The sequence below is a fragment of the Panacagrimonas perspica genome (assembly GCF_004364935.1).
Classification (GTDB): domain Bacteria; phylum Pseudomonadota; class Gammaproteobacteria; order Nevskiales; family Nevskiaceae; genus Panacagrimonas; species Panacagrimonas perspica.
Window position 1 is genome coordinate 431,533 of sequence record NZ_SOBT01000010.1, and the last position, 12,576, is coordinate 444,108.

At 66.7% G+C, this 12,576-nt stretch carries 8 protein-coding genes; 3 read left to right on the forward strand and 5 right to left on the reverse strand.

Going from position 1 to position 12,576, the window contains the following annotated elements; genetic code table 11:
* Positions 1 to 19 precede the first annotated feature (19 nt).
* Positions 20 to 1,165 (forward strand): MFS transporter, encoded by a 1,146-nt coding sequence (locus DFR24_RS18810; RefSeq protein WP_133882946.1) that lies wholly within the window; start codon positions 20 to 22, stop codon positions 1,163 to 1,165.
* 70 nt (positions 1,166 to 1,235) lie between these two features.
* Here the strand turns inward: DFR24_RS18810 and DFR24_RS18815 are convergent, their stop codons facing one another.
* Positions 1,236 to 3,542, reverse strand: a complete 2,307-nt coding sequence (locus tag DFR24_RS18815) for a TonB-dependent receptor (RefSeq protein ID WP_133882947.1) — start codon at positions 3,540 to 3,542, stop codon at positions 1,236 to 1,238.
* Positions 3,543 to 3,882: 340 nt separating this feature from the next.
* Between DFR24_RS18815 and DFR24_RS18820 the strand changes: the two genes are divergently transcribed.
* Both DFR24_RS18820 and DFR24_RS18825 read left to right on the forward strand, forming a co-directional pair.
* Positions 3,883 to 4,230 carry an HU family DNA-binding protein gene (locus tag DFR24_RS18820; protein ID WP_133882948.1) on the forward strand — a complete coding sequence of 116 codons (348 nt, stop codon included), beginning with the start codon at positions 3,883 to 3,885 and terminating at the stop codon, positions 4,228 to 4,230.
* A 239-nt stretch (positions 4,231 to 4,469) separates the two neighbouring features.
* Positions 4,470 to 5,318, forward strand: a complete 849-nt coding sequence (locus DFR24_RS18825) for an HpcH/HpaI aldolase/citrate lyase family protein (RefSeq protein WP_133883136.1) — start codon at positions 4,470 to 4,472, stop codon at positions 5,316 to 5,318.
* Between the two features lie 48 nt (positions 5,319 to 5,366).
* On the opposite strand, the gene DFR24_RS18830 is transcribed toward DFR24_RS18825, so the two are convergent.
* From DFR24_RS18830 to icmF, 4 genes are all read right to left on the reverse strand, one after another.
* Entirely contained in the window at positions 5,367 to 6,095 is a 729-nt protein-coding gene (locus tag DFR24_RS18830; protein WP_133882949.1) for a response regulator transcription factor, read from the reverse strand.
* A 36-nt stretch (positions 6,096 to 6,131) separates the two neighbouring features.
* Positions 6,132 to 8,345 (reverse strand): response regulator, encoded by a 2,214-nt coding sequence (locus DFR24_RS18835; protein WP_133882950.1) that lies wholly within the window; start codon positions 8,343 to 8,345, stop codon positions 6,132 to 6,134.
* A gap of 187 nt (positions 8,346 to 8,532) precedes the next feature.
* Positions 8,533 to 8,844 (reverse strand): hypothetical protein, encoded by a 312-nt coding sequence (locus DFR24_RS18840; RefSeq protein WP_133882951.1) that lies wholly within the window; start codon positions 8,842 to 8,844, stop codon positions 8,533 to 8,535.
* A gap of 434 nt (positions 8,845 to 9,278) precedes the next feature.
* Positions 9,279 to 12,545 (reverse strand): fused isobutyryl-CoA mutase/GTPase IcmF, encoded by a 3,267-nt coding sequence (icmF, locus tag DFR24_RS18845; RefSeq protein WP_133882952.1) that lies wholly within the window; start codon positions 12,543 to 12,545, stop codon positions 9,279 to 9,281.
* Positions 12,546 to 12,576 lie beyond the last annotated feature (31 nt).

Here is a 12,576-nt window from a genome sequence, read left to right on the forward strand (position 1 = left end):
CTCGCCCTCCCGGATCACGATGAAGAAGTCCGCCCTGCTGCCGATCACGCTGATCGTCTTCATCGACGTGCTCGGCTTCACGGTCGTGATCCCGCTACTGCCGTTCTACGCGCAGTCGCTCGGCGCGAGTCCGGCCGCGGTCGGTGCGCTGATCGCGACCTACGCGGTGTTCGCCTTGTTCACCGGGCCGCTGCTGGGCCGCGCGTCGGATCGCTTCGGGCGCAAGCCGGTGCTGCTGTTCTCGCAGGCCGGTTCGCTGCTCGGCTTCGTGATGCTGGCGATCGCGCCTTCGCTGACGTGGCTGTTCATCGGCCGTGCACTCGACGGCCTGAGCGCGGGCAACCTGCTGGCCGCGCGGGCGTACATCTCGGACGTGACGCCGCCGAAGGATCGTTCCGCGGCATTCGGGCTGATCGCCGCGGCGTTCGGCTTCGGATACCTGGTCGGCCCCGCAGGATCTTCGCTGCTGTCCGTGTTCGGCCCGCACACTCCTCTATGGACCGCCGCCGCGCTCGCGGCGACCAGCATCGTCGTGACGATGCTGATGCTGCCATCGACGCGGCCCACCGCCACGGCTGCGCCGCCGATCCGCACGGCCGAGCTGATCGCGACACCGGGCGTCGCGCCACGGCTGGCCCAGTGGTTCGCGTTTCTCGCCGCGTTCGGGATGTTCACGTCGGGCTTCGCGTTGTTCAGCGAGCGTCGCTTCACGTGGAACGGCGCTCCGTTCGGCGCCGTCGAGGTCGGCTTTGCGCTGGCCTGGCTCGGTGCGCTGGGGCTGGTCGTGCAGCTGCTGGTGCTGCGCCGGCTGGTGGATCGCTGCGGCGAGGCGCAGGTCGTGCGGATCGGCTTTGCCGTCGCCGCCGCCGGCTACGCGGTGCTGGCGGTGGCGCAGGATCTGCCGCTGCTGGTGATCGCATTGAGCCTGAGCGGCATCGCCACCAGCCTGTTGCGCCCGGCCCTGCTCGGACTGATCTCCAACGCCGTGCCCGCGACGCGACAGGGCATGGTGTTCGGCGTCACGCAGTCATTGCAGGCGATCACGCTGATCGTGTCGCCGCTGGCGGCCGGGGCCCTGATCCACGTCGGCTGGCTGACGAGCTGGGCGCTGGGCTGCTCGGCCATCCTGATCGCCGGAATGTTCGCAGGGCCGAAGCATCCGTAGCCCGGACGAAGTCCGGGGTTGCGCTCCGTATTCGAGGGGAACCCCGGACTTCGTCCGGGCTACGGGATGATTAGAACCTCATCCTCACGCCCGCCTCGAACATCTGCGGCGCGCCGGCGCCGACGAAGCGTCGCGCGTCCTCGAACTCGTCTCCCAGCACCTCGTCGCCCTCGCCGTACACGCCGAAGGTCTCGAAGTCGCGGTCGAACAGGTTCTCCACCGTCGCGAACAGCCACAGCTGCGGCAGCAGCTTCACGCTCGCGTCGGCATTGACGATGACGAAGCCGTCGACCTTCTCGGAATCCACGTTGGCCTCGTCGCCGCGGTAACGGCTGTTGCCACGTCCCACCGCTTCCAGGCCGAAGTCGAAGCGCTCGTTGCTCCAGCCCAGCGTGGCACGACCCTGCAACCGCGGAATCAGCGGAATGCGATCGCCCTTGCTGACCTGGCGCGTGGAGGCGTCCGGCACATCCTCGTCGTCCTCGTCGCGCAGCGGATGATTCGGCGAATTCACGAGGAAGTTCTCGCGGAACTCCGCCGTCAGCGCCGTGAGCTGCAGGCCGGCCGTGAAGCCGCCGCCGATGCGCCAGTCGACGCCCAGCTCGACGCCCTGACGCAGCGTCTTGCCGACGTTGTCGAAGTAGCCGGTGTTGGTCAGGTTGCCGTCGGTGATGAACAGGATGTCGTCCTTGCTGACCGCGCGGAACACCGCGACCGAGCCGGACCAGTTCTCGCCGCGGTGACGCAGGCCGAGTTCGGCCGTGCGGGTGACGACCTCGTCGAGCGGCGGATCGTCGACGAAACCGTTGGGCAGGCGGCAGGGATCGTCCGGGTTGGCGCAGGTGAGTTCGACCGGCGTGGGCGCGCGCGTGGACTGCGAGGCCGAGCCGAACACGGTCCAGCGCGGCACCAGCACGAAGCTCGCGCCGAGCATCGGGTTGAAGCGGCTGAAGCGGTGCTTGCCGGAGAGATCCCCGTCGGGAATCTGGTCGCGCAACTCGATCGTCGTCTGGTTCCAGCGGCCGGCGGCAACCACTTCCAGCCGGTCGGTGGCGCGCCAGGTATCCATCAGGTAGACGCCGACGCTGTCGTTGTCGGCGTGCACGTCCACCACCGACTCGCCCACGTAGATGCCGCTGCCGACGGTGCCGCGCGAATCGGTCAGGCGGCCCAGTTCGGTGTCCGAGTCGAACTTGATGGCGCCGAAATCCGCGCTGGCGCCGGCCACGACGCGATGCGCGCCGAAAGGCTTCTCGATCTGAGCGGACAGGCCGTAGGTCTCCTGCCGGGTGTAGCTGCGATTCTGGGTGGCCGAGTCGTTGTCGTCGTCGGCGATCACCGGGTTGCCGTCCAGGTCCTCGACGACTTCCTCGTCGTCGTCCTCTTCCTCGCACAGGAACGGCACGTTGCCCGGCTGCTCGCAGGCCTCGAATTCGGTGCCGTCACCGTTGAAGGTGCGCGTGCGGTTGCGACGGTAGTAGGTGCCGGCCGAGACGGTGACGTCGCCGTCCATCTTGCGGCTGCCGTGCAGATTGACGAGCGCGAGCCGCGGGCGGGTCTCGTCCGGGTACGTGAACACCGCGTCACGACCTTCCTCGTCGAGCAGCTCCAGCGGCGCGGCGCCGTTTCCGCGCAGGCGGTTGTCGGCGCTGTTCACGCTCAGGTCGAGCTGCGTGGCGCTGTCCGGCAGCCAGGTGCCGCGGGCGAACAGTCGCGAGGCACGGCTGTTGGAATGGTCGCGCCAGCCGTCTTCCCTGAACGTCTCGCCCGACACGTACAGCGCGAGATCCTTCGACGCCACGCCGTATTCGGCGCTCAGGCTGCGACGACCGAACTCGCCGCCGCTCATCACGACGCCCAGACCCGGCGCCTCGAAGCCCGTCTTGGTCGTCAGCGCGAGCGCGCCAGCCAGCGTGTTGCGGCCGAAGACCGGATTCGAGCCGGGCACCAGATCCGCGCGTGACAGCGCGATCAGCGGGATCAGGTCGAAATTCACGGTGTCGCCGAAGGCTTCGTTGACCCGCACACCATCCTGGTAGACGGCCAGACCCTGCGGCAGACCGAGCAGCGGCGAGATCGAATAGCCGCGATAGAACAGGTCCGGCTGGAACGGATTGCCGGTCGCATCGGTGCTGAACACGCTGCCCAGATCCTGCAGTGCATCGCCGATCGCACGATGTCCGGCACGCGTCATGTCGTCCGAATCCAGCGACTGCGCGTTGCCGATAGCGCGTTGTGCATCGCCGTGCGCAGGGCCGATCGGCGCGTCGGCGAAAACCTCGATCGTGTCGACTTTCTCGGCTTTTACAGGCTCCGCGACGATCAGCGCGAGCAGGATGAGTGCCGGCAGTGATGCCGTCCTCAGGTGCGATTTCATGTTCTCCCCTTCCGGTCTGGTGCCGGCTTGCGCGCCAATGCGCAACTCCGATCAATGGGCGTCGCAACGGCCGCCGCGACGCCGGCGATTAGGGAATGCGGCGTTCTGCGACGCAATGCTTGTGCGGCGCTTCGGGACTTTTTCCCGAGCGCCTCTTTCACGTCGACTGCTCGCGAACCCAAGCCGGAACAGATTGCAACCTTCGTAACGCAAAAAAAGCCTGAAAATAGGCGTTGGCGTGAGCGCAGACATGGACTACATTCCGCCTGCCCGCGAAATATCGCGCCGGGCACCGCACCGAACCCCGCGGAACTCCCGTTCAACTACTGGAAATCAAAGAATGGCCAAGAGCAAGAAGACGACCGCTGCACCCAAGCCCATCAAGGATGCACTGAGCAAGTCGGGCCTCGTCGCCCACCTCGCCGAAACCGCCGAAGTTGCTGCCAAGGACGTGCGCGCCGTGCTCGCCGCCCTCGAAGGCGCCGTCGCCGGTTCGATCAGCAAGAAGGGCGCTGGCTCCTTCGTGCTGCCCGGCCTGCTGAAGATCACCTCGGTGAGCGTGCCTGCCAAGCCGAAGCGCAAGGGCATCAACCCGTTCACGAAGGAAGAACAGTGGTTCGCCGCCAAGCCGGCAACCGTCAAGGTCAAGGTGCGTCCGCTGAAGAAGCTGAAGGACGCGGCACTCTGATCTGCCGCCGGGGGAACGAGGGGTTCCGCGACTCGCTTCCCTGGCGTCGATAGTTTCCGACGGATTCCGCAGGCAATCTGCCTGCGGAATCCGCTCGATGAATGTGAAGAATGAAGTGGCACCCCGAGCGGATGCGTGGCCCCAGGGCCCCGTCCTGACTCCCGCAAGCGGCTCCTGCGCCTGGTCGCGGACACGCCTGCCCGACCGACCTCGTCCCGCTTTTCAAGGAGTTTCCCGTGATGCGTTCGATCCTGTTCGTCCCTGCGGACAGCGAGAAGAAGCTGGCCAAGGCCGCCGGCTGTGGCGCCGATGCGCTGGTGCTGGATCTCGAAGACGCCGTACTGCCTGAACGCAAGCCACAGGCTCGCGAAATGATGCAGCAGTACCTGGGCTCGCTGACCGACCGCAGCCGCATGTGGGTGCGCGTCAACGACATGACATCCGGCGAGATCCTGCGCGATCTCGCCAAGGTGGTGCCGGCACGTCCCGCCGGCATCCTGTTTCCCAAGGTCAAAGGCCCCGAGGACGTCGCGATCCTCGGCCACTACCTCGACGCGCTCGAAGCCGAGCACGGCCTCACGCAGGGCCAGATCCGCGTCTGCGCGATCATCACCGAGACGCCGGAGGCGATGCTGCGCATGGGCGAGATCGCCAAGCAGGCGCACCCTCGCATCAGCCACGTCGCCTGGGGCGGCGAGGACCTGAGCTCGGCGATGGGCGCCGGCGATCCGCGCACGCCGGAAGGTGCGTGGCGCCCGATGTACGAGTACGCCCGCAACCAGTGCCTGCTCGTCGGCCACGCGATGGGCGTGGAGGTGCTCGACACCGTCTACGTGAACTTCAAGGATCCCGAGGGCCTGAAGAAGGCCTGCCTGCAGTCGCGCTACGACGGCTTCACCGGTCGCATCGCGATCCACCCCGACCAGGTCGCTGGCATCAACGAGGCGTTCACGCCCACCGACGCCGAGCGCGCGACGGCGCAGAAGATCATCGATGCGTTCAAGTCGGGCGCGGGCGCGGTGCAGATCGACGGCAAGATGTACGACATTCCGCACCTGAAGGCAGCGCGCAGACTGCTCGCGAGCTGACGCTTCGCGGCGGGGCGGCCTCGCGCACGGCGCCAAACATCGCCGTGCCTACGCCGCTCCCCGTTCCGGCTTCACTTCCAGCCGGTATCCATAGCCGTACACGACCTTGATCAGCGCCTGCTGCTCGTCCTGAAGCGCCGCGCGCAGCCGGCTCATCGCGTTGGTCAGCGAGGCGTCGGACACGATGCGGCCCGGCCACACCGTCTCGATCAGCTTCTCCTTGGTCAGCACCTCGCCGGGATGCCGCAGGAAGACCATCAGCAGCTCGAGCGGCTTGCGCGCCAGTTCCACGCGCTCGCCGTTGACCCGCAATTCCAGCGAACGCTCATCGAACACGTGTTGGGCGACGGTCCAGCGGAACGGCCCTTCCGCGGCCGCGGCGGGTACAGGGGCCGTCAATGGCGCCGCCATCGCCTTGAGCCTGCGCAGCTGCGTGCGCACACAAGCCAGCAGTTCGCGCGGCTGGCAGGGCTTGGCCAGGTAGTCGTCAGCGCCGAGCTCCAGGCCGACGACGCGATCGGAACTGTCGTCCTGGCTCGTGAGCATGATCACCGGCACGTTCGAGAAGTTGCGGACCCAGGACAGCAGGGCCAGCCCGTCCTCGTCCGGCATCAGCAGGTCGGTGATCACGATGTCGGGAAGGCCCGAAGCCGACGCCGCACGGAATGACGCGACGCTGGGGAAGGTGCGGACGTCGAAGCCGACGTCGCGAAGGTAACCGCCCAGGTATTCGCGAAGGGCAGAATCGTCGTCGACGAGATGGATCGTAGGCCGCATGACGCAAGTCTACCGGGGCTCGTCGGTCATCGAACTTCAGCCGTTCAGGCCGCGAAGCAGGTCGAGCGCCCCGTCGTAGTCGAGGAACGCGATCTTCTGGCCGAGCGCCTCCAGTGACTCGCGTCCGGCCGGAGGCGTCGCCGCCCGCAAGGCCTCGAACGTGTCCCAGGCAGCGTCCTCGTCGTCCACCAGTTCCTGCTCCAGCCGTCGCACCAGCGCCTCCCGCTGCGGCGTTCCGGCCGACGCGGGTTCCTGCGACGCCGTCTGGAGCAGATCGGCAAGGCGTGCGCGCGCTTCGCGCATCGCGGCCTCGAGCGCATCGAGTCCGGTCGCATCGAGTCCGGTCGCGTCGAGCCGGCGCGAGGAGGCCAGCGCCAGCTCCGCGTCGCCCGCCAGGCGCGCCACCCGCAGCGCACCGACCTGCGCGGCGAATCCCTTGAGCCGATGGGCCGCCATGGTCGCGTCGGCGTCGCGGCCGGCCTCGACCAGGGATCGCAGATGGCTGACCGGGTCGTCGTCGTGCAGGAAACGACTCGCAAGCCGCCCGTACAGGCCCGGCGAGCGGGCCACGCCGGCCCGCGCATGCTCGAAATCGTGATCGGCCGGCGCGGCCACGACCGGCGCCGGCGGACGGGCGACCAGGGAATCGCCACGCCCGGTCACGCGCGCAAGCGCCGCGAACATCTCATCGACGTCGATCGGCTTGCCCACGAAGTCGTCCATGCCCGCCATCAGGCAGCGCTCGCGGTCAGGCGACATCACGTTCGCCGTCAGCGCGACGATCGGCACGCGTGTGCCGCGCTCGGCGGCGCGGATCGTCTGCGCGGCCTCGATGCCGTCCATCCCGGGCATGCGCATGTCCATGAAGACGGCGTCGAAGCGTTCCCGCGCCACCGCCTCGATCGACTCCGGGCCCGAGCGGGCCAGCACCACGTCCACCCCCGCCGATTGCAGCAGGTCGCGTGCGACTTCGAGGTTCGCCTCGTGGTCGTCGACGACCAGCACGCGCAAGCCCGAAAGATCGACCTGCTCCGCGGTCCGCTGCGGCGCCGGCAGGTCGTCCTCGCGCGCCACGTCGAGCGTGACCTCGAAACCGAAGGTGCTGCCCTGTCCGGCGACGCTCTCGACGCGCAGGTCGCCGCCCATCAGCGCGACCAGGCGCTTGGAGATCGACAGGCCCAGGCCGGTGCCGCCGTACTTGCGCGTCGTGGAGGCGTCGGCCTGCGTGAACGGCGCGAACAATTTGGCCGCCTGTTCCGGCGACAAGCCGATCCCGGTGTCCTGCACCGAGAACGCCAGGGTCACCGCGCCGGGCCGCGGTTCCTCGACAGGCGCGATCCTCACGACCACCGAACCCTGCTCGGTGAACTTCACCGCATTGCCGCCCAGATTCAGCAGCACCTGCCCGAGCCGCAGCGCATCGCCGACCAGCGCCGGCGGCACGCGCCCATCCACGTCGAGCCTCAGGGACAGCCCCTTCTCCTGCGCGCGCAGGCCCAGGACGCTCTCGAGATTGTCGATCACCTGCGACAGCGCGAACGGTCCGGGATCGAGTTCCAGCCGGCCGGCCTCGACTTTCGACAGGTCGAGCACATCGTTGATCAGCTCGAGCAGCGCGCGTGCGGAGGTTTCGATCTTCGCGAAATAGTCCCGCGGCTTCGGCGCCGCTCCGGTACGCAGACCGAGGTAGGCGAACGAAAGGATCGCGTTCATCGGCGTGCGAATTTCGTGGCTCATGTTGGCTAAAAACGCCGACTTCGCCTGGTTCGCGGCGTCGGCCGACTCCCGCGCCGCCGCCAGCTCGGCCTGCAGCTGCTTGACGTCGTCGATGATGAAGGTGGCCAGGTTGGTGACGTGCGTGCCGTCGGACTCGACGCGCGTGAACGAGTCGACGCGGACCCAGTAGTAGCCGCCCGACTCACGCAGCAGCCGCAGCTCGCGGATGCCGTGTCCCGGCGGCGGCGGCGTGCCCATGACGCGCTGGCGCGTGATGACGAGATCGTCCGGGTGCATAATCTGGTAGTAGCGCCGGTAGTCGGCCTCGAGCTCCGCGCGCTTCACCACGAGGTCCTGCGGGAAACGGTCGCCGATCGAGAGGTAGCGGTGGACCGGCACGCCGCCAGGCTTGTGGTGGATCTCCATCACCACGGCAGGGATGGCGTTCAGCAAGCCGTTGAGCCGCGCGACGTCGGCCTCGAGCTGCTCGATGCGGCGCGCCTCGCGCGTCGAATCGGATGAATCCTGGGTCATGCGAAAGCCTCCCCTTCCGGCCCTGCTGCGCTCATGCGGTACGACCCGGCATCCTGGCGCACGCCGTCATGGGCTCGCGGCGAGCCTGCCATGGATCGGACCCGCGACGCTGTCCGGGAACAAGACGTCCCACGCCGGTTTCGGCGCGGGACGGTCGCTTGCGGCAGGGAGGGACGTCGCAGGATCCTCACTCCGGCAGCGTGACGGCCAGGATCGTGGCGGACTTGGCAGTGGCGGCGGCTTCCGTTCCGTTCCAGGCGTCGCCATTCATCTTCATTCCGTTGACCGTGAAGCCGTTCATCTTCATGCCGTTGAGCGTGAAGCCGTTCATCTTCATGCCATTGAGGGAGAAGCCGTTGAGGGAGAAACCGTTCAGCGAAAAACCATTGAGCGAAAAGCCGTTGAGCGTGAAGCCATTGGCCTGTTCGGCGGCGTGGACCGAACCGGAAAGGGTGGCGGCGGCGAGCGTGGCGGCGGTGATGAGCTTGCGGAAGGACATTGGGATTCTCCAGTGATCGGGTTTGGGGTTTTTGATGGGCCGGTTTCGTCCCGGCCACGGAACACACTTTGCCCGGAGCCTTCCTCGACTTCGTCTCGTTGTTCCAACGAGATTCCAACCAATTTCCAACCGCTGCCGGAACTGACTTTCCCCTCGTAGAAGCCGGCTTCCTGGCGACCCTTGCGGACCGCAAAAATACGGCTAGCGCAAAGGCGCAGAGGGAAAGGAAAGGACGCAAAGGAAGCAAAAACCTATTTGCTCGAGCCCAGGATCCCTTTGCGTCCTTTCTTGTTTTTCCTTTGCTCGTTTGCGTTAGCCTTTTTTGCCTGCGCCAGCGGCGGCAAGCGTCGCGAGCAGCTCGCTCTTGCACGCGCCGCCCATGAAAAAGCCCGGCATCGCAGGGCGATGCCGGGCCTGTCCGCATCCGACCCGGCTTACATGTTGCGGCGATACCGTCCGCCCACTTCGAACAGCGTCTGCGTGATCTGACCCAGCGAGCAGCAGCGCACCGCGTCCATCAGCACCTCGAACGTGTTGCCGTTCTCGATGACGGTCTGGCGCAGGCGCTGCAGCACCTGCTTGCCCTCGGCCGCGTTCGACTCCTGGAAGCTCTTCAGGCGCGTGAGCTGGTTCTGCTTTTCGTCGTCGGTCGAACGCTGCAACTCGACCATCTCCAGCGCCGGATCGCCGTTCGGATTGCGGAACGTATTGACGCCGATCAGCGGCAGCGAGCCGTCGTGCTTCTTGTGCTCGTACAGCATCGACTCTTCCTGGATCTTGCCGCGCTGGTAGCCGGTCTCCATCGCACCGAGCACGCCGCCGCGGCCGGCGATGGCCTCGAACTCGCGCAGCACCGCCTCTTCGACCAGATCGGTCAGCTCGTCGACGATGAAGCTGCCCTGCAGCGAGTTCTCGTTCTTGGCCAGACCAAATTCGCGGTTGATGATCAGCTGGATCGCCATCGCACGACGCACGCTCTCTTCGGTCGGCGTCGTGATCGCCTCGTCGTAGGCGTTGGTGTGCAGCGAGTTGCAGTTGTCGTTGATCGCGATCAGCGCCTGCAGCGTGGTACGGATGTCGTTGAAGTTCATCTCCTGCGCGTGCAGCGAACGGCCCGAGGTCTGCACGTGGTACTTGAGCTTCTGCGAACGCTCGTTGGCGCCGTAGCGATTCTTCATCGCCACCGCCCAGATGCGGCGAGCGACGCGGCCGATCACCGTGTACTCGGGGTCCATGCCGTTGGAGAAGAAGAACGACAGGTTGGGCGCGAAGTCGTCGATGTGCATGCCGCGCGCCAGGTACGACTCCACGTACGTGAAGCCGTTCGAGAGCGTGAACGCGAGCTGCGAGATCGGATTCGCCCCGGCCTCGGCGATGTGGTACCCGGAGATCGACACCGAGTAGAAGTTCTGCACCTTGTTCTTGACGAAGTATTCCTGGATGTCGCCCATCATCTTGAGCGCGAACTCGGTCGAGAAGATGCAGGTGTTCTGGCCCTGGTCTTCCTTGAGGATGTCCGCCTGCACCGTGCCGCGCACGTTGGACAGCGTCCAGGCCTTGATCTTGGCGAGCTCCTCGGCGTTCGGCTCACGGCTCTCCTTCGCCTTGAACTTGTCCACCTGCTGCTCGAGCGCGGTGTTCATGAACATGGCCAGGATCATCGGCGCGGGTCCGTTGATCGTCATCGACACCGACGTGGTCGGCGCACACAGATCGAAGCCGCCGTAGAGCACCTTCATGTCGTCGAGCGAGCAGATCGACACGCCGGAGTTGCCGATCTTGCCGTAGATGTCCGGACGCAGATCCGGGTCCCAGCCGTACAGCGTCACCGAGTCGAACGCGGTCGACAGGCGATGCGCCGGCATGCCTTCGGACACGCGCTTGAAGCGGCGGTTGGTGCGGAAGGCGTCACCCTCACCGGCGAACATGCGCGTCGGATCCTCGCCCTCGCGCTTGAACGGGAACACGCCGGCCGTGTACGGGAAAGAACCCGGCACGTTCTCCTTCATCAGGAAGCGCAGCGTCTCGCCCTCGTCCTCGTAGCGCGGCAGCGAGACCTTGCGGATCTTCGTACCCGACAGCGAGTCGCTGGTCTGCTTCGTGCGGATTTCCTTGTCGCGTACCTTGCTGACGAACTCGTCCGCCGAGTACGCCGCCTGCATCGCCGGCCATTCCTTCAGCAGCTTGCGCGCCGCCGGCATCAGCTCGCCGTCCTTGGCCGAGATCATCTCGTCGAAGCCGGCCACCGGCTTGCCGGCGCGCTCCATGAGTTCCTTGACCGTCTGCAGCGACTGGCGCTCGCGCGCCACGCGCGCCTGCGCCGCCACTTCCTTGTGATAGCCGCGCACGTTGTCGGCGATGTCGGCGAGATAGCGCGCGCGCTCCGGCGGCACGATCGCGCGGCCACCGCTGCTGCTCTTGACCTTGACCACCGGCAGCTTGCCGGGGGCCGGCTTCAGGCCCTTCTCGGCGAGGCGCGGCAGGATCGCCTGGTACAGCGAGGTCACGCCGTCATCGTTGAAGCGCGCCGCCATCGTGCCGTACACCGGCATCGTGTCCGGCGACTTCATGAACAGCTCGCGGTTGCGCTGGTACTGCTTGCGCACGTCACGCAGCGCGTCCTCGGCGCCCTTGCGGTCGAACTTGTTGATGGCCACGAAGTCGGCGAAGTCGAGCATGTCGATCTTCTCGAGCTGCGAGGCGGCGCCGAATTCCGGCGTCATCACGTACAGCGACAGATCCACGAACGGCACGATCGCCGCGTCGCCCTGGCCGATGCCCGAGGTCTCGACAATGACGAGGTCGAAGCCGGACAGCTTGCAGGCCGCGATCACTTCCGGAAGCGCTGCCGAGATCTCCATGCCGGTGTCGCGCGTGGCGAGCGAACGCATGTAGATGTTGTCGGACTCGATCGCGTTCATGCGGATGCGGTCGCCCAGCAGCGCGCCGCCGGTGCGCTTGCGCGAAGGATCGATCGAGATCACGGCGACCTTGACCTTGTCTTCCTGGTCCAGGCGCAGGCGCAGGATCAGTTCGTCGGTCAGCGAGGACTTGCCGGCGCCGCCGGTGCCGGTGATGCCGAGCACCGGAATCTTCAGGCCCTTGGCCTGCTCGATCAGCTCGGCCTTGAGCTTGTCGCCGTAGGTGCCGCCTTCGAGCGCGGTGATGATGCGCGCGAGTTCGCGACGATCGCCCGACTTCAGGATCTGCGCGACCTTCTCGGACTTGGGCGCCGCAGCCGTCAGGTCCGCGTCGCTGGACGAGAGCAGGTCGTTGATCATGCCCTGCAGGCCCATCGTCGCGCCGTCCTCGGGCGAGTAGATACGCGTCACGCCATAGGCCATCAGCTCGCGGATTTCCGCCGGCACGATGACGCCACCACCACCGCCGAAGACCTTGATGTTCTCGCCGCCGTTCTGGCGCAGCAGGTCGACGATGTACTTGAAGAATTCGATGTGCCCGCCCTGGTACGACGTGATGCAGATGCCGTGGGCGTCTTCCTGCAGCGCGGCGTTGACGATCTCGCCGGCCGAGCGGTTGTGCCCGAGGTGGATCACCTCGGCGCCGGAGCCCTGGATGATGCGGCGCATGATGTTGATCGACGCGTCATGCCCGTCGAACAGGCTGGTGGCCGTCACGAAACGCACCTTGTGGGCGGTCTTGTAGGGCGTCAGCTTCGCGGGGATCGAGAGGTCGTTCATGGCCGGGTCCGGGGTTGTTGCAGGGGACCCG

Excerpts from the sequence above, each read along its gene's own strand:
- DFR24_RS18810 (WP_133882946.1), top strand. The coding sequence starts at position 20 with ATGAAGAAGTCCGCCCTGCTGCCGATCACGCTGATCGTCTTCATCGAC.
- DFR24_RS18820 (WP_133882948.1), top strand. The coding sequence starts at position 3,883 with ATGGCCAAGAGCAAGAAGACGACCGCTGCACCCAAGCCCATCAAGGAT.
- DFR24_RS18825 (WP_133883136.1), top strand. The coding sequence starts at position 4,470 with ATGCGTTCGATCCTGTTCGTCCCTGCGGACAGCGAGAAGAAGCTGGCC.
- DFR24_RS18830 (WP_133882949.1), bottom strand. The coding sequence starts at position 6,095 with ATGCGGCCTACGATCCATCTCGTCGACGACGATTCTGCCCTTCGCGAA.
- icmF (WP_133882952.1), bottom strand. The coding sequence starts at position 12,545 with ATGAACGACCTCTCGATCCCCGCGAAGCTGACGCCCTACAAGACCGCC.
- DFR24_RS18815 (WP_133882947.1), bottom strand. The coding sequence starts at position 3,542 with ATGAAATCGCACCTGAGGACGGCATCACTGCCGGCACTCATCCTGCTC.
- DFR24_RS18835 (WP_133882950.1), bottom strand. The coding sequence starts at position 8,345 with ATGACCCAGGATTCATCCGATTCGACGCGCGAGGCGCGCCGCATCGAG.
- DFR24_RS18840 (WP_133882951.1), bottom strand. The coding sequence starts at position 8,844 with ATGTCCTTCCGCAAGCTCATCACCGCCGCCACGCTCGCCGCCGCCACC.